11 protein-coding genes and 2 pseudogenes are annotated in these 17,699 nt (G+C 68.6%); 2 read left to right on the top strand and 11 right to left on the bottom strand.

Going from position 1 to position 17,699, the window contains the following annotated elements:
- Positions 1-2,202 carry a TonB-dependent receptor gene (locus ABD970_RS07935; protein ID WP_345294955.1) on the bottom strand — a complete coding sequence of 734 codons (2,202 nt, stop codon included), beginning with the start codon at positions 2,200-2,202 and terminating at the stop codon, positions 1-3.
- 185 nt (positions 2,203-2,387) lie between these two features.
- Here ABD970_RS07935 and ABD970_RS07930 point away from each other — a divergent pair, with 185 nt between their 5' ends.
- Positions 2,388-3,791, top strand: a complete 1,404-nt coding sequence (locus tag ABD970_RS07930; protein WP_345294954.1) for a GntP family permease — start codon at positions 2,388-2,390, stop codon at positions 3,789-3,791.
- Positions 3,792-3,943: 152 nt separating this feature from the next.
- Here ABD970_RS07930 and ABD970_RS07925 read toward each other — a convergent pair whose 3' ends face one another.
- The 3 genes from ABD970_RS07925 to ABD970_RS07915 form a co-directional block, all read right to left on the bottom strand.
- Positions 3,944-4,444, bottom strand: coding sequence for a hypothetical protein (locus ABD970_RS07925; protein WP_345294953.1), 501 nt, complete (start codon positions 4,442-4,444; stop codon positions 3,944-3,946).
- Between the two features lie 100 nt (positions 4,445-4,544).
- Positions 4,545-4,817: a DUF4242 domain-containing protein gene (locus tag ABD970_RS07920; protein ID WP_345294952.1), complete on the bottom strand. Its 273-nt coding sequence runs from the start codon at positions 4,815-4,817 to the stop codon at positions 4,545-4,547.
- A gap of 85 nt (positions 4,818-4,902) precedes the next feature.
- Positions 4,903-7,518 (bottom strand): ATP-binding protein, encoded by a 2,616-nt coding sequence (locus ABD970_RS07915; RefSeq protein ID WP_345294951.1) that lies wholly within the window; start codon positions 7,516-7,518, stop codon positions 4,903-4,905.
- A 407-nt stretch (positions 7,519-7,925) separates the two neighbouring features.
- Here ABD970_RS07915 and ABD970_RS07910 point away from each other — a divergent pair, with 407 nt between their 5' ends.
- Positions 7,926-8,393, top strand: a complete 468-nt coding sequence (locus ABD970_RS07910; protein ID WP_345294950.1) for a cupin domain-containing protein — start codon at positions 7,926-7,928, stop codon at positions 8,391-8,393.
- Positions 8,394-8,471: 78 nt separating this feature from the next.
- Here the strand turns inward: ABD970_RS07910 and ABD970_RS07905 are convergent, their stop codons facing one another.
- The 7 genes and pseudogenes from ABD970_RS07905 to ABD970_RS12485 form a co-directional block, all read right to left on the bottom strand.
- Complete coding sequence (locus tag ABD970_RS07905) at positions 8,472-10,571, bottom strand: TonB-dependent receptor family protein (RefSeq protein ID WP_345294949.1); 2,100 nt, start codon at positions 10,569-10,571, stop codon at positions 8,472-8,474.
- Positions 10,572-10,792: 221 nt separating this feature from the next.
- A complete protein-coding gene (gene pnp / locus ABD970_RS07900; RefSeq protein ID WP_345294948.1) occupies positions 10,793-12,901 on the bottom strand; it encodes a polyribonucleotide nucleotidyltransferase in 2,109 nt (702 codons plus the stop codon).
- A gap of 121 nt (positions 12,902-13,022) precedes the next feature.
- Positions 13,023-13,283, bottom strand: coding sequence for a 30S ribosomal protein S15 (gene rpsO, locus ABD970_RS07895; protein WP_345294947.1), 261 nt, complete (start codon positions 13,281-13,283; stop codon positions 13,023-13,025).
- A gap of 189 nt (positions 13,284-13,472) precedes the next feature.
- Entirely contained in the window at positions 13,473-14,450 is a 978-nt protein-coding gene (gene truB / locus ABD970_RS07890) for a tRNA pseudouridine(55) synthase TruB (protein ID WP_345295684.1), read from the bottom strand.
- A 183-nt stretch (positions 14,451-14,633) separates the two neighbouring features.
- Positions 14,634-15,032, bottom strand: a complete 399-nt coding sequence (rbfA, locus tag ABD970_RS07885; RefSeq protein ID WP_345294946.1) for a 30S ribosome-binding factor RbfA — start codon at positions 15,030-15,032, stop codon at positions 14,634-14,636.
- Positions 15,032-17,029: pseudogene (infB, locus tag ABD970_RS07880) on the bottom strand (translation initiation factor IF-2); the annotation flags it as partial. The gene rbfA and the pseudogene infB, both read right to left, overlap by 1 nt.
- A gap of 56 nt (positions 17,030-17,085) precedes the next feature.
- Positions 17,086-17,623: pseudogene (locus ABD970_RS12485) on the bottom strand (translation initiation factor IF-2 N-terminal domain-containing protein); the annotation flags it as partial.
- Positions 17,624-17,699: the final 76 nt, after the last annotated feature.

The raw sequence follows: 17,699 nt of genomic DNA, 5'->3' as shown, positions 1-17,699 counted from the left end.
TCAGAAGTCGTAGCGCGCCGTCAACGAATACTCGCGCGGCGGACCGTAGAAACCGGTGTGCACCCCGAGTGCCGTCTGCAGGTTGTAGCCCGTGGTGCGGTACTCCTCGTCCGTCAGGTTGCTGCCCTGCAGCGACAGCGACCAAGCGTCGTTGACCTTCCAGATGACGCCGGCATTGAGCAGCCCGTAAGCGCCCTGCCGGATCAGCGGACTCAGGTCCGTGGTCGGCCACACTTCGCTCTGGTAGCTGTAACCCACCCGCGCCGAGAGATTGCCGCCGTTGGACAGCCCCGTGCGCCACTCCACGTTGACCGCGCCGGAGAACTCGGGGGCGTTGGTGAAGCGCTGGGAATCTGAGATGTCGACCCCGCGCGACAGGAACTCGTCGTACTCGGCATCGAGCCAGGCCAGGTTGCCGCTCACCAGCCAGTTCGCCGTCGGCAGCCACTGGTACTCGACCTCCAGACCGTTGACCGTGCCCTTGCCGGCATTGGTGAAGTCGCCGAAGAACTGCGGATTGCCGTTGGCATCGACGTACTGGGTGAACACCGACAGCTGGATGTCCTTGTACTGGTTGTGGAACGCGGCCAGGTTCAGGAACAGGGTCTGGTCGAGGAAGGCCATCTTGCTGCCGATCTCGTAGCTGTCCACGACCTCGTCGTCGAAGGGCTCGCCCGAGCGCGGCACAGCCGTCGTGTTGGCGCGGATGTTGTAGCCACCCGACTTGAAGCCGCGCGACGCCGATGCGTAGACCATGATGTCCGGCGTGACCTGGTAGTCCAGCGAGACCTTGGGCGAGACGTTCTCGAAGCTGACGGTCTTGTCGAAGTTGGCCGCGACCACGCCGTTGGGCCGGGTGAACGTGGCATCCGTGTAGCCGATGTTGTACGCGACCGCGTGCTTCTCCTCGTCCGTGTAGCGCGCGCCGACGTCCAGCTTGAGCCGGCTGGTCAGGTCGAAGGTCCAGTCCGCGTACACCGCGAAGCTCTTGGTGTTGACCACGCCCTGCGTGTCGCCGAAGACCAGCCCGAAGAAGTTGTTCAGCACCCGGCCGCCGGCATCGCCGTTGAAGTAGTAGAGGCCCATCACGCCGCGCGCGCGGCCGCCGCCGTCGAAGTTGGCCTGCAGCTCGTTGCTGACCTGGCTGTCGCTGTAGAAGGCCTTGACGTCGGCGATCTTGGCCGGCGTGGTGTCGAAGTCGATGTTGGTCTCGGTGTCCGATTCGCGCCTGGCGATCACGTACTTCAGCGCCCAGTCCTCGTTCGGGCGCCAGTTCACCGTCGCCGATCCGCCCTTCATGGTGGTGTCGTTGACGTTGGGCATGCCGTTGCGCACGTCGTAGCGGTCGTCCAGCGGCGGATACGTCGGCGTGAACCGGTTCGGGGCCAGCATCTTGGCGCCGCGCACGCCGGACTGGTCGTCCATCCAGTCCAGCGCGAACTGGATGTCGAAATCGTCGCCGGCATAGGCGCCCAGGTTCAGGCGCAGCGCGTTGATCTCCTTGTCGCTCACGGGCTGGTCGGTGAACAGGTTTTCGCCGTAGCCGTCGCGATTGAGGCTGGCCACCGCGATCCGGCCGCGCAGGCCGCTGTCCTCGCCGCCGATCGGTCCGCCGATCGCCGCCTTGGCGTCCAGCCGGTTGTAGTTGCCGACCGTGACCGAGCCGAAGCCCTCGAAGTCCCGGGGCAAGCCCCGCGAGATGTACTTGATCGCGCCGCCGATGGTGTTCTTGCCGTACAGGGTGCCCTGCGGACCGCGCAATACCTCGATGCGGCCCACGTCGAAGACATCCAGCAGCGCCCCTTGCGGGCGCGCGATGTAGACGTCGTCCAGGTAGATGCCCACGCCCGGGTCGACGCCCCACAGCGGATCGGCCTGGCCGACGCCGCGGATGTAGGCGGTCACGGTGCTGGTCGAGCCGCGGGCGGCATAGATGGTGAGATTGGGGACCTGCGCGTCGAGGTCGCCGATGTCCTCGACGTTGAGCTTGTCGATCATCTCCGGCGTGAACGCGGTGACGGCCACCGGCACGTCCTGGATCGTTTCCTCGCGCTTGCGCGCGGTGACCTTGATCGCATCCAGCGTGGTCGCCTGGCGGCCTGCCTCGGCGCGCTCCGCATCCTGGGCGAAGGCCACGGGAGCCGACAGGCCGAGGGCGATGGCGAGACTCAACGAGGTATGGCGGATCTGGACGCGGTTCATCGGGGTCCCCTTGCGGTCATGGCTGGCGGGCGGCACGTCGCCGCGAGGGAAGCGTAGGCCGCCACCGCCCGGGGCGGCATCGTACCTTCGGACAATGGGCCCGCGGCGGGCGGTTGCCGACACTGGCGCCCGTGGTGCTCCGCCCCGCACGACGCTGGGCGCGACCCGACGCAAGGACCCGATCGATGTCGTTCCTGATCGTGCTGGCCGCACTGTGCTTCCTCATGCTGGTCGCCTACCGCGGCTACAGCGTGATCCTGTTCGCGCCGGTCGCGGCGATGGGCGCCGTGTTGCTGACCGATCCCACCCTGGTCGCGCCGATGTTCACCGGCCTGTTCATGGACAAGATGGTCGGCTTCCTGAAGCTGTATTTCCCGGTGTTCCTGCTGGGCGCCGTGTTCGGCAAGCTGATCGAATTGTCCGGATTTTCCAAGTCGATCGTGGCCGCGACGATCCGCATCGTCGGCGCGCAGCGGGCGATGCTCTCGATCGTGCTCGTCTGCGCGTTGCTCACCTACGGCGGCGTTTCGCTGTTCGTCGTGGTGTTCGCCGTCTATCCCTTCGCCGCCGAGCTGTTCCGGCAGAGCGACATCCCCAAGCGCCTGATCCCCGGCACCATCGCGCTGGGTGCGTTCACCTTCACCATGGACGCCCTGCCGGGCACGCCGCAGATCCAGAACATCATCCCGACGGCGTTCTTCGGCACGGACGCCTGGGCCGCGCCGGTCCTGGGCACGCTCGGTGGCGCCTTCATCCTCGCGGTGGGCATGGCCTACCTCGAATGGCGACGTCGCGTTGCGTTGCGGGCGGGCGAAGGCTATGGCGATCCGGCCACGCTGCTCAACGAACCGGTGGCGTACGAGGGCGGGCGGCTCGCCAACCCGCTGGTCGCGATCCTGCCGCTGGTGCTGGTGGGCTTGAGCAACAAGTGGTTCACCCACTGGATCCCCCGCGTGTACGGCGACAGCCACGACTTCGCGCCCTCGGTCGTCGGCAATGCCGCGCCGGTCGTGCAGGAAGTCTCCAAGGTCGCGGCGATCTGGGCCGTCGAGGGCGCCCTGCTGGTCGGCATCCTCGCGGTGCTGGCCTTCGCCTGGCGCACTGTCTTCGCGCGATTCGCGGAAGGGACGAAATCCGCCATCGGCGGCGCGCTGCTGGCCTCGATGAACACCGCATCGGAATACGGATTCGGTGCGGTGATCGCGGCCCTGCCTGGCTTCCTGGTCGTCGCCAATGCGCTGGGGTCGATCCCGAACCCGCTGGTCAACGAGGCCGTCACCGTCACCTCGCTCGCGGGCATCACCGGATCGGCTTCGGGCGGCATGAGCATCGCCCTGGCGGCGATGGCCGACACCTTCATCGCCAACGCCAATGCCGCCGGCATCCCGCTGGACGTCTTCCACCGCGTGGCCTCGATGGCCTCTGGCGGCATGGACACCCTGCCCCACAACGGCGCCGTCATCACCCTGCTCGCGGTGACGGGCCTGACCCACCGGCAGGCCTACAAGGACATCTTCGCGATCACCGTGGTCAAGACCGTCGCCGTGTTCGTGGTGATCGGGGTGTTCTACGCGACCGGATGGGTTTGATCGCAGGCACGCCTCTGCCCGCTAGCGGCGCTCGCCCCACGCATGCCAGCATCCGCGGCCGTGCTCTGGCACCTCCTTCTTACCGTGGACATGCGTGCGGCTGAAGCGAGATCACGGGGCCCGGAGCGCGCGGCCCCGGGCGCCTATAGACGTCATGGCGTGCAGCTGACCTTCGGATTCCAGTCCGCGAAGATCCCTTCCGGGTTGTGTTTCCACACCCAGGCATGCAGGGCCCACACGCCGAAACCCGCGTTGTAATGGAACTGCTCGCCGTACATCTCCGGCGGGGTGGCCGTCGGCGGCAAGTCCGTGCCAAGGATGAGGTATTCGACCGCGACGAGACGCTTCTTGCCAGTGGCATCCGGTGCGTATACGAGGATTTCCGGCCGGAGCGGATCCAGCTGCCCTCCGTCGAACAACTCCCCGGCGTTCATGTAATGGAATCCCATCCCGCCCTCCGCCGAAGACAGGCAGCCGGTAATGTCTTCGTCCCACCCCGCGGCCATGGCGGAGTCGAGTGCATGGTAGGACGCGGTGGCAGATCGAAGTGCCGCCAGGTCCGCGTTGACATCCTGCGCGGCCGCCGTTCCGGCCGTCGCGATCACGACGCCCACGCAGAGGGAGAGGGTTGCAGGGGAAAGGCGAGTCTTCATGGAAGTTCCTCCAGGGATGTCGGGGCATGCAGCGGACGCGCCACCGCACGCAGGGGCCGGCACCAGCGACGGCGCGAACCGCCGGCTGGGCCCGGCGGATTCAGTGGTAGAAATAGGGATCCAGGACGCGGACCGGCGTGATCCTGTCGATCGGCAGGTTGTTGCTGGCGGCGGACTCGCGGATCGCCTCGGCATCGGGCCCGTCGTAGATGCAGTAGGTCGTACGGGCGTCCTCGCTGACGTAGGAATGGACCCAGGTGACGCCATTGCGCGCATTGGTGGCGACGACGCCACTGCAGGCCGCCGCACCCTCCCCGTCCACCGGGATGCGCAAGCCATCGGGGAAAGTGCGTTCGACGAGGTAACGAGGCATTGGTAGCTCCTGTTGGCCAAGGCTGCGAGCAGCCGATGGACCGAAGCCTACGAATGCGATTCGACGGCGCCTACGGTGGAACTGCCTAGTTTGGAACGCCCGCTTGCCCATTCTTGCCGGCGATCCCGGCCTGCACGGCAGCGGCGACGGCCTCGCTGCGCGTGCCGACGCCGAGCTTGCCCAGCACCGCGGCGACGTGGTGGTCCACGGTCCGGACGGAACGATGCAGGCGTTCGGCAATCTCCGAGTTCCTAAGGCCTTCGCAAAGCATCCCGAGCACTTCCGCTTCGCGCGTCGTCAGTTGGTGGGCATTCGCAAGGGTCGACGCCCGTTGGCCACGCGGGAGCCCGCGCTGCCCGAGCGCCTTCATGGCCCGCCGCAGCCTCGCCGCCGCCGCCTCCGCGGCCATGGACTCGTGCAGGGCAAGTGCCTCCAGGCGTGCCTGCGCATCGCCAGCTTCGAGCGCGAGCGCCTGCTGGAAGGGACAATCCAGCCGCGCCCACGCCGTCGCCGCTTCGCGCCAGCGACCAGCAAGCTGGAGCGAAAACGGCTCCGCACATGGCTCCTGCAGCGCCGGGGGCGCGCCCGCCGCGTGCATCCAGCTGGCGAGCTCGCCCACGAACCAGGGATGCGCATGCGCAGTCGCCATCGGCAGCGCCGCGCTTGCTTCCGCGACGACGGCGTCGAGATCGTCGCGGAACCATGCCGCTTCCGCACGAGCGGCTCGCACCGGCGCGTACCGTTGCAATGTGTTTGCGGCCTGCGCGAGCTCCAGTGCTTCATCCAGGCAGTCGCCTGCGCTAGCCTCGCCCCGCCTGGCTTGCACCCGGCCAAGCGCGACCAGTGCCATGACCCGGGGCGTGGAGGGTGACCGTTCCAGGGCGAGGACGTCCAGCGCCAGCTCCTGGGCCTCGTCCCACTGCCCGGCATGGAGGTTGCACAAGGCGAGCCAGGCCGTCGCGTAGTTGTGGTAGGCGTCGAACTGGTGCTGGCGCGCGAAGCGGATGCATTCGCCCAAGTGCCTGCGCGCCTCCGCAAGGCGGTAGATCTCCCCGGATCCCGAGCCGAGGTTGCTATAGGTATTGGCGGCGATGAAGTGCAAGCCTTCGGCCAACGCCAGTGCCAGGGCCTGCTGGAGCTGCGCGCAGCCCGCCGCGTAGTCGATGAACATCGTCGCGGTTCCGCGCGTACTCAGGGCGGCCGCCTGGATTTCGCGATCGCCCATGGCGAGTGCCAAGTCGTATGCCTTGCCCGCCCAGTCGATCGCGTCGCGCAGGTCGCGGTTGAGCATGCGCAACTGGGCCTCGACGCGATAGGCTGCGGCGCGCTCGACCGTGGGGGGGATCGACTCCACGAGCGTGATTGCGCGCCGGCTCGCGTCATCGGCTTCGGCATTGCGCAGCCCGAACACGTAGGCCAACGCCAGCTGGCTCAGGTTCGAGGCCTCCGCGCGCACGTCCCCTGCCGCACGGTGGAGGTCTCCGGCTGCCAAACGTGCCTTGATCGCCTCGTCGAGCATGCAGGTAGGCAGGCACTCACCCGCATACGCCTCCAGCCACGAAGCGCGGAGCCGCGGTGGGGCATCTGGCGCATGGTCCAGGAGGCTGCGGTAATGCGCCGCGGCTTCCCTGTGCGCCTCGCGCCTGGTCGCATCCTCCGCCGCCAATGGGGCGTGGCGCCTGACCGCGGCGCTGTCTCGTGCGCGGTTCGCGTGATGCACGAGGCGGGCATGGGTGACGGCCGGATCGTCACTGGCTTCAAGCGCCGCGAGCACGCGTGCGTGCAAGCCCTGGGCCACCGGCGCGGCGAGCGACTCCTCCACCGCCACGCGGGCGAGCTCATGCCGGAACGACAGCGCACCGTCGTGTGCCTTCAGCAGGCCCGAGTCCAGGCACGCCTCGATATCCCTGGGCTCGCAGGCAAGGACGGCGGCTAGCAGCCAGAGCTCGATCCGCGTGGGCACGGTCGAGGCAACGCGCACGATCTGCTGCGCGCCCTCCTCCAGGCGGGCGAAGCGCGAGAGCACCAGGTCCTGCACGCTGAGGGGCACGCTGTGCACGCCCTGCCGCAGCAGCTCGGTGACGAAGAAGGCGTTGCCACGCGTGATCTCGTGGATTCCCGCCGGCGAGCGCAGGGCGCGGCGCGCGAGGATAGCCACTGCAGCAGGCGACAGTGGATCCACCTTGACCCGCGTCACGAGCGTGGCGGGCAGTTCCCCCAGGACTCGCCGCAGCGGATGCCCGGCGTTGACCTCATCGTCCCGGAAGGAAACTGCAAGCACGCATCGCGTGCGATCGATGCGGCGTCCGAGGAACTTCAGCAGGTCCAGCGTCGCCGCGTCCGCCCAATGCGCATCCTCGATCACGAACAGCACCGGCAGCCGCGGCCGCGCAAGATCCTGCAGCACGGACTCGAACAACTCCACGCGCCGACCTTCCGCGGCCAGCAGGTCCCGGAAGGCCACGTCCCTTGAGCGGGCGACGTCATGGAGCGGGGCCAAGGGATGCGGTGTCTCCAGCGCGTCGCAAGCACCCCACCAAACCTGCTCGAGGTCGCACCTCGCAGCAATCGCCTTGAGCAGGGCCGTCTTGCCCACGCCGGCCTCACCCTCGACGAGGGCCGTCATGCCGCTGTCCGCTGCCGCGGCCTGCAAGCACTGCATGAGCGCCTCGATCTGCACGTCACGATCGACCAGTGCCATCCTCCACCCCGCGTACCTGCGCCACGCGACAGGAATCGTATACGCATACCCGGGAAGCGTGCCGGCCGCTTGCCGGGTCGCCCGTCTTTGGTGGATGTGACGGGCCCGGGCGCCCAGGCCTTGCCATGACCAACAGGTCTCGAGACGTCGCGCGGCCCACTTGGCCTCTTGGGGCGGCAGGTCGGCGCGGCCGGCCCGGTTCTTGGTCGCCGTTGATCGGCTCATGCCCATCGCTGGACAACGCGAGTACCGCATGCTGGCGGACGAATCGAGCCGCGACTTTCCACGCGGTTTCCCCGGGAGGACATGGCCTGTGGGCACTGCGAGATGCGTTCGTGTCCATGCCACGTCTCGCCCGGATCGTTGCCGTCCCGGCCTCGCGGGTGCCGCCACCCTGGAGAACTGCCATGAAACCAATCCGTTACTTCGCTTCCCTCGCCGCAGGCCTTGCCAGCGCCTGCGCCTTCGCCGCCACGCCCGAAGCGCCGACCGAAGGAGCCGCCCCGCTGGCATGGCGTGTCGACGACCCTCGCCTGTCGTGGGGCCCTTGCCCGGAGTTCTTCGTCGAGGGCTGCCAGATCTCGGTCCTGCAGGGCGATCCGGCCGCCGCCAACGCCGATGTCTTCTTCCGGGTACCAGGCGGTTCGCGCATCGTGCGCCACTGGCATACCTCGGCCGAGCACATGGTCCTGGTCGCCGGAGAGATGACGGTGACCTACGACGGCCACCCGACCGCGACGCTCACCCCCGGCACCTACGCCTACGGCCCGGCCCGCTTGCCGCATTCGGCGGAATGCGTGGGGGAGGCCGCCTGCGTGCTGGCGATCGCCTTCGAACAGCCGGTCGACGCCCATGAGGGCGGCCACGCCCCGTGATCAGGCGACCTGAGCGCGCGTCGTCGGCGTGCGCGAAACGGCAGCGTCCTTCCCGCCGGCCAGCCCGCGGATCGCGCGCTAGCGGCGGTAGCCGATGCCGAAGGTGAAGGTGCGTCCCGCGCCCGGCTCGAAATGCCGGCCGTTGCGATCGTTGACGATCACAGAACCGACGTAGTCGCGGTCGAACAGGTTGTCGATGCGCGCGAAGGCGCTCCAGCCCTCCGCCTGCCGGGGCCGCCATTCCCCGCGCAGCGCGACGATGGCGCGGCCTGGCGCGGCATCGGAATTGCGGTCGTCCACCGCGATGCTCGCGACCAGCCGCGATTCCACGGCCAACCGGAGGCGATCGCCGGCATCGCGCCAGGCCAGCTCGGCGAAACCGTCCGCGCGCGGGATGCCCGGGATGCGCTTGCCGGCTTCAATGAGCTGCTCGCCACCCTGCGCACCAGCATCGAAACGGTAATCGTCGACGAACCGCGCCCGGATCAGGTTGGCGGCCAACGCGTACGACCAACGGTCGCCGAGCTCGCCCGACAGGCTGGCCTCGATGCCCTCGCGCCGGGTCCCGCCGGCATTGGCGAAACTGGTGCGGCCGCCGCTGCTCCTGGCGGGCACGATCTCACCCTCGCCGTCGATGCGGTACACCGCGACGCTGGCTTCGGCCGTACCCAAGCGCCAGCGTGCACCGATCTCCGCCGACCGCGCCCGCGAGGCGCCCAGGTCCTGGTTGAAGCCGCCCGCGCCGTCGGGACGGTAGGCCAGCTCGGTCACCGTCGGCGTCTCGAATCCACGCCCGACGCTCGCGAAGATCTCACCGGAGGTGAAGGCGCGGGCAATCCCGAGCGACGCCGCCGTTCCGCTGAAATCGAATCGCCCGCTGTCGTCGCCGTTGCCGATGGCGATGAAGCGGTCGTCGCTGGCGAACGACAGCCGTGAGTGGCGGATGGCACCGAGCAGGTTCCAGCCCTTCGCGGGCCACCAGTCGCCAATAACGTAGGCATCCCGGTTGCGCACCCGGTTCTCCTCGTTGCGACGCAGCCTGCCACGTACGCCAAGCCGTCCGCCAACGAAGTTCTCGTACCCGCGCCTGGCCTCGTCGAGCCAGCCGGCCTCGACACCGACGGCGACGGCGCCACGCGCGAAACGCCAGCGATGCCCGGCGTCCACGCCCCATGATTGGCGGCCGAGGTCGATCACGCCGCCGGCGCTGGTCGGCGCGGCCTGCGCGACAGGGGGGATGGCCAGGAACTGGACGATGTCGCGGCGGATGCCGTGGCCACCGATCCAGAGATCGCGGTCGCCTGCGTACTCGACCTCCCAGCGCACGCCGGCCTGGTGGTTGCCGATGCGCTTGCGGGCATCGAAGCGTTCGGCGACGGGATCCGTGCCGTACGGATCGGCTTCCCACTGCGGCCGGGTCAGGCCGAGCGGATCGTCGGTCCATGGCTGCACCACCGATCCCGCGACCCAGCGCAGGCGGTTGCCGCGGTAGGGGGACCACTCGCCCACGAAATGCAGTTGCGACCGTTCCGCGGCGGCATGCGGACGGTGCCCGCCGGTGCGGAAATGCGATCCGTGCAGGCGCCAGCGCCGGGAGACATCGGCACTCAGGCCATCGATGGTGGTGCCCACGCGCCAGCTGTCGTCGCCCCCGCCCCAGCCATCGACGCGCCAACCCCGCTGGGTCTGGAGCTCGGTCTGCGCGACGATCGCACCCCCCGCCGCATTCCCGTACTGCAAGGCCAACGGTCCCCGCAGTACCTCGATCCGGTCGAGCGCACCCAGCGGGAAGTTCGCCGCCTGGCCTTGCCCGTCCGCCGCCGACGAGGGAATCCCGTCGACGACCAGCTTGATCCCGCGAATTCCGAACGTGGAGCGCGCGCCGAAACCGCGGCTCTGCACCTGCAGGTCCTGCGCGTAGTTGCCGCGGTCCAGCACCGTGACGCCGGGGACCCGCTGCAGCGATTCGGAGAGGTTGACCTGCCGCTGGCCGTCTCGCAGTGTCTCGCCGTCGATCACCGTCACCGCCCCGGGGAACGTCGACAGCGGGCGCCGGATCCCCACCACCTCGACCGTGTCCAGCGTGCGCGCATCCACAGTCGACTCGACCTGCGGAGACGTCTGCGCGAGCGCCAGGCTCGGCAGGGATGCGATCAGCAGGCTAGCGAAGAGGCGCATGCGTGCATTCTCACATGCGTGGCTCGGCCACCTTGACGTCGCAACCCGTCAGGCACCGCCAGCCGCATCGCGGCTCGCTGCACGGCGATCCGGTGGCCCAGGGAATCCAGGCTCGGGATCCTCGAGGTCCCAAGGCCGCCGGCGGATCGTCCCATAACGAAAAGCCCGCATCGCTGCGGGCCTTTCGCGGTCCGGACAAGTCCGGCGACTGGACGCCAGCGTTACGCCGCCGGCGCGCCCTCGCCTTCCTCGACGGCCTTCATCGACAGGCGGATGCGGCCCTGCTTGTCGACCTCGAGCACCTTGACCTTGACCATGTCGCCTTCCTTCAGCACGTCGCCGACTTTCTCGACGCGCTCGTTGGAGATCTGCGACACGTGCACCAGGCCGTCCTTGCCGGGGGAGATGGTGACGAACGCGCCGAAGTCCATCAGCTTGACGACCTTGCCCTCGTAGATCCGGCCCGGCTCGACGTCGGAGGTGATCTGCTCGATCCGGTCCTTCGCGGCCTTGCCGGCGGCGGCGTCCACCGATGCGATGGTGATGGTGCCGTCGTCCTGGATGTCGATCTGGGTGCCGGTTTCCTTGGTGATCGCCTGGATCACCGAGCCACCCTTGCCGATGACCTCGCGGATCTTGTCGGGGTGGATCTTGATGGTGATCAGGCGCGGCGCGAAGTCGGAGAGCTCCTCGCGGGGCGCGGTCAGCGCGTGGGCCATCTCGCCGAGGATGTGCAGGCGGCCCTGCTTCGCCTGGGCGAGCGCGGTCTTCATGATGTCCTCGGTGATGCCCTGGATCTTGATGTCCATCTGCAGGGCGGTGATGCCGCCCTCGGTACCGGCGACCTTGAAGTCCATGTCGCCGAGGTGGTCCTCGTCGCCGAGGATGTCCGACAGCACGGCGTACTGGTCGCCTTCCTTCACCAGGCCCATGGCGATGCCCGCCACCGGCGCCTTGATCGGCACGCCGGCGTCCATCAGCGCCAGCGAGCTGCCGCAGACCGAAGCCATCGAGGACGAGCCGTTGGACTCGGTGATCTCCGAGACCACGCGGATGGTGTACGGGAAGGCCTCCATCGTCGGCATGACGGCGAGCACGCCGCGCTTGGCGAGGCGGCCATGGCCGATCTCGCGGCGCTTCGGGCCCATCATGCGGCCGGCTTCACCGACCGAGTAGGGCGGGAAGTTGTAGTGGAACAGGAAGTGGTCCTTGTACTCGCCCGACACGGCATCGATGATCTGCCCGTCGCGCGCGGTGCCCAGGGTGACCGCGACGATCGCCTGCGTCTCGCCACGGGTGAACAGCGACGAGCCGTGCACGCGGGGCAGGACGCCGACCTTGCTCGCGATCGGGCGCACGGTGTCGAGCGCGCGGCCATCGATGCGGGTCTTGGTGTTCAGCACCGAATTGCGCAGGGTCTGGTACTCGAACTCGCTGAACTGGCCGGACAACTCTTCCGTGCTCCAGCCATTGGCCTCGCACTGGGCCTCCAGCGACGCGATGACGTCCTTCTTGACGGCCGAGATGGCCTCCTTGCGCTCGAGCTTGTCGCGCACGGAGAAGGCCTGGGTCAGGCGGTCGCCGATGGCGGCCTTGAGCGCGTCGACCATGCCGGCGTCGGGCGCGGGGGCTTCCCAGGTCCACTTGGGCTTGCCGGCTTCGGCGACCAGGGCGTTGATGGCGTCGATGGCGACCTGCATCTGCTGGTGGCCGAACATCACCGCGCCGAGCATCACGTCCTCGGACAGCTCCTGCGCCTCGGACTCGACCATCAGCACCGCATTGGCGGTACCGGCGACGACCAGCTCGAGCTGGGAGTCCTCCAGTTCGGACCTGGCCGGGTTGAGCAGGTACTGGCCATCCTTGTAACCGACCTTGGCGGCGCCGATCGGGCCGTTGAACGGCGCGCCGGACAGCGACAGCGCCGCGGAGGCGCCGACGAGGGCGAGGATGTCGCCGTCGACCTCGGGGTTCATCGACATCACGGTGGCGATGATCTGCACTTCGTTGCGGAAGCCGTCCGGGAACAGCGGGCGGATCGGGCGGTCGATCAGGCGCGAGATCAGGGTTTCCTTTTCGGTCTGGCGGCCTTCGCGCTTGAAGAACCCGCCCGGGATGCGGCCACCGGCGTAGAACTTCTCCTGGTAGTCCACCGTCAAGGGGAAGAAGGACTGCCCTTCACGCGCGGTCTTGTTGGCCACCGCGGTGACCAGGAGCACCGTGCCTTCGCACGAGACCATGACCGCGCCGCCTGCCTGGCGTGCGATCTCGCCGGTCTCGATGGTGACCTGGTGCTTGCCGTACTGGAAACTCTTGCTCACTTTCGACACGTTGGAATTCCTTGGATGACTCTTGCGATGAACCGGCCGGGACCCCTGCCCCGTCCGGGCGACGCCTCGTGGACGTCCAAAAAAGAACCGCGGCGCATCACTGCGCCGCGGCGGGATCTGTTTAACGACGCAGGCCGAGCTTCTCGATCAGGGCCTTGTAGCGCGTGGCGTCCTTGCGGTGCAGGTAGTCGAGCAGGCTGCGGCGCTGGTTGACCATCTGCAGCAGGCCGCGCCGGCTGTGGTGGTCCTTCTTGTGGGTCTTGAAGTGCTCGGTCAGGTGGCTGATGCGGGCGGTGAGGAGGGCCACCTGGACTTCGGGGGAACCGGTATCGTTGTCGCCGCGCTTGTGCTCTTCAATGACCTTGCTGGTGTCGATGGACATCTGGACTGCCTCTTGTGATGCGCGACCGGCAGGAACACCGTGCTGCCAAGGCAGGCACGGGCACCGCATGGTCCGCCGCTTGCTGGGGACTTGCCGCTGGATCCGGCGCTTGCGGGCCGGGCTGGCAAGTACGAATCGCTTGGAATAAGCGGCGGAATTGTAACCCGGCGGGGTACCCCGGGCAAGGCGTCACCCCGGCGAAGGCGCCATCGCAGGCTGCGCGCAGGCCCATGAGAACAGGCGTCGCGGGTGCAGCCGACCCTGTCCGTCGACAAGCCCCAGGCCCAGCGCCCGGCCGCTGCGGTCGAGGATGGCGACCTCCCCTTCGGGCTCGAACGGCCCGGTCAGGTCCTGGCCGTGGCCGAGCCGTCGCGCCTGCGGGTCGCTGACCTCCACCGCAGCCCATGCCACCATCCCCTGCTCCAGCGGCAGCAGGCAGGCGTCCAGGCTATGCCGGCCGCGGGCGGCCAAGGCCTCCAGCTCCTGCAGCGTCCACATCCTCGGATCCCTGAACGGATCCACCCACAGCCGCCGCAACACCGTCACGTGGGCGCCACAACCCAGGGACTCGCCCAGGTCGCGCACCAGGCTGCGGACGTAGGTGCCGGACCCGCACTCCACGTGCAGGCGCAGCAGGCGGGGCTTCTCGCTGCCGAGCAGCTGGTCGAGCAGGTCATCGGTGGCGCGCAGCTCGAAGGCATGGACGTCGACCTCGCGCGGCTCGACGTGGACGGCCTCGCCGCGGCGCGCCTTCGCATAGAGCGGCTCGCCGCCCTGCTTCAGCGCCGAATAGATGGGTGGGCGTTGCAGGATGCGCCCGGTCAGCGCGGACAGGGCCGCGTCGAGCGTGGGGATGTCCAGTGGCGGCACCGGGCGCTCGCGCAGCACCTGCCCCTCCGCATCGTCGGTATCGGTCACCACGCCGAGCCGGGCAACGGTGTCGTAGGCCTTGCGTGCGCCGAGCAGGCCCCCGGCGATCTTCGTCGCCTCGCCGAAGCAGATCGGCAGCAACCCGGTCGCCAGCGGGTCGAGGCTGCCGGTGTGCCCGGCCTTGCGCGCGCCGAACAGGTGCCGCACGCGTTGCAGGGCCTGGTTCGAACTCAGGCCTTGCGGCTTGTCCAGCAACAGGATCCCGTCGAGCTCGCGGAACCGGGTCTTGTTGCGCATGCTCGGCTGCCTGCCCATGGGTCCATTGTAGAAGGGCCGCGTGCGCCATGCGCCGGCACCGTCGGGCGGCAACGCCCCGTACTCGCGTGCATTGGAGCGGTGGCATGCCGGACCGACGTCATTCTGCGCGGTGATGCCGGGTAGATCGGCGTCGCGTGACGCAGCCCGTGGCTGCGGATTCCCTCACCGATCGGGAGGATCGTCGCCTTCGCAAGCCCCTCGCGTCCCGCCGTCTTCATCGGCCAGGTCGCGCAGGAGGTTTTCGATGCGTTCCCCCCGATCGACGGAATCGTCGTAATGGAAATGCAGCTCGGGCACGTGGCGCATCTTCACCGCTCGCGCGAGACGGAACCGCACTTCCGGCGCGGCGGCCTTCAGGCCCTTCATCGCTTCCTTAGCCCGCTCCGGCTGGAGCGCGGTCACGAACACCTTGGCGTGCGCCATGTCGCGGGTCACCTCCACGTCCGAAACGCTGACCGACGGCAGGCCGTGCTCGGCGACGGCGTCGCGCACCAGGGTGCCCAGTTCCCGGCGCAGCTGCGCGGAGACGCGGTCGGTGCGATGGAAGGACTTCTGTGCCATCACAGGGTGCGCTGGACCTCGACGCGCTCGAAGCACTCGATCTGGTCGCCAGGCTGGACGTCGTTGTAGGCCTTCACGCCGATGCCGCACTCGGTGTTGACGCGGACCTCCTCGACGTTCTCCTTGAAGCGGCGCAGCGACTCCAGCTCGCCCTCGAACACGACCACGCTGTCGCGCAGCACGCGGATCGGCTTGGATTTCTTGACCACGCCCTCGGTGACCATGCAGCCGGCAACCGCGCCGAACTTGGAGCTGCGGAACACGTCGCGGACCTCGGCGGTGCCGATGATGTCCTCGCGGATCTCGGTACCCAGCACGCCGGAGGCGATCTGCTTCACCTGGTCGATGACGTCGTAGATGATCGAGAAGTAGCGGACGTCGATCTGGTTGGTGTCGATCACCTTGCGCGCGGACGCGTCGGCGCGGACATTGAAGCCGATGATGGTGGCGCGGGACGCCGCGGCGGAGTTCGCGTCGGACTCGGTGATGCCGCCGACGCCGGAGACGATCACGTTGATGCGGATCTGGTCGTTGGACAGCGCGGTCAACGCCTGCTTGAGCGCTTCGACGGAGCCCTGCACGTCGGCCTTGATCACCAGCTGCATGCTCTGCTGCGCCTCGCCCTCGCCCATCTGGGCCATGACGTCTTCCATGCGGTTGCCCGCCGCCTGCACCAGCCGCAGTTCGCGGCGCTTGTGCTCGCGCTGGGAGGCGACCTCCTTGGCCAGCCGCTCGTCCGCGACCACCACGAAGTCGTCCCCGGCCTCGGGCACGCCGGACAAACCCAGGAGCTGCACGGGAATCGAAGGCCCGGCGTCCTTGACCTGCCCGCCGTTCTCGTCGAACAGCGCGCGCACGCGGCCATACTCCACGCCGCACACCAGGAAATCGCCCTTGGCGAGCCGGCCCTGCTGCACCAGCACCGTCGCCACGGGTCCGCGCCCCTTGTCGAGCGAGGATTCGATGACCACGCCGTTGGCGCGACCATCGGGCACCGCCTTCAGTTCGAGCACTTCGGCCTGCAGGGAGATCGCGTCGAGCAGCGCGTCGACGCCCTGCCCGGTCTTGGCGGAAAGCTCCACCATCTGCACCTCGCCGCCGAACTCCTCGGCCACGACTTCCTGCGCGAGCAGTTCGTTCTTGATCCGACTGGCGTCGGCATCGGACTTGTCGATCTTGTTGATGGCGATGATCAGCGGGACGCTGGCCGCCCTCGCGTGCTGGATCGCCTCCATCGTCTGCGGCATCACGCCGTCGTCGGCAGCCACCACCAGGACCACGATGTCGGTGAGCTTGGCGCCGCGGGCCCGCATCGAGGTGAACGCCGCGTGGCCCGGGGTGTCGAGGAAGCTGATCGTGCCCTTGTCGGTTTCGACGTGGTAGGCGCCGATGTGCTGGGTGATGCCGCCAGCCTCGCCGGTCGCCACCTTGGTGCTGCGGATGTAATCGAGCAGCGAGGTCTTGCCATGGTCCACGTGGCCCATGATCGTGACGACGGGCGGCCGGGGAGCGGTCTCGCCCTGCGCCTCGCCGACGTGGGCGATGAGTTCGCTTTCCGCATCCTCGGGAGCGGCGGGGACCGCCTTGTGGCCGAGTTCCTCGACGACGAGCACCGCGGTGTCGTGGTCGACGCTCTGGGTGATGGTCGCCATGACGCCCATCTTGAAGAGCGCCTTGACCACGTCGCCGCCCTTCATCGCGAGCTTCTGCGCCAGGTCCGCGACGGTGATCGCCTCGCCGATCGCGATCTCGCGCACGATCGGCGCGGTCGGCCTGGAGAACCCGTGCTCGCCGCTGCCGCTGCGGGCCTGCTCGACCTGCCGGCGGTTGCGGGACTTGGGCCGGGCGCTGGAACGGCGCGCACGCTCGGAGGCGCTCAGGTGCAGCTGGCCGGCGAAACGCGCCGCGTTCTCGTCGTCCTCGACGCCCGCCACCATCGCGTGCGAACCGCGATGCTTGTGCTTGGGTGCGCTGCGGTCGTCGCTACGCGCCGGCTTCGGATGCCCATGCCCGTGGCCGTGCCCGGCGGCCTTCCGCCCTGCGGCGTCCTCTTCCGGCGCCGCGGCGGCGGCCAGTTCGGCTGCCAGGCGCAAGCGCTCGGCTTCGTCCTCGGCGATCTTGCGTGCCGCGGCTTCCTCCGCCCGGCGCTTGTCCTCCTCGGCCAGCCGCTGCTGCTCCGAGAGATTGCGCTGGCGTGATTCCTCGAGCTTGCGAAGGATCTCGGCCTGCTCGTCGTTCTCCGGGGTCGCGGACTTTTCCGTGCCGTCGCCCTTGGCGCCCGGCTTGACCAGCGTCACCTTCTTGCGCACCACCACGTCGACGGTCTGGCGGTTCCTGCCGCCCCCGACGGTGAGTTCCTGCTTGCGGCTGCGGCTCAGCGTGATCTTCTTCGGCGCCACCGCGTCCTCGGCCTTGTCGCCCTTGCCGTGGGTACGGCGCAGGAAGCCGAGCAGCTTGACCTTCTCGGTACTGGTCACGGACTGGTCGGGATCACTGAACTCCATGCCGGCCTCGGCCAGCTGTTCGAGCAGTTTCTCGACTGGCGTGTTGACCAGTGCGGCGAGCTTGCGGATGGTGGTTTGCTGCGACATTCGGTTTCCGTTGTCCTTTTGCGCAGGCCGGGGCCGGCGCCAGATGGATCGATTCTACTGCGATGGGGCCCGAGGT

This window comes from Luteimonas vadosa (genome assembly GCF_039543545.1).
Taxonomy (GTDB): domain Bacteria; phylum Pseudomonadota; class Gammaproteobacteria; order Xanthomonadales; family Xanthomonadaceae; genus Luteimonas; species Luteimonas vadosa.
Note: the sequence above shows the minus strand (reverse complement) of the source record. Positions and strands in the feature narration are given on the sequence as shown.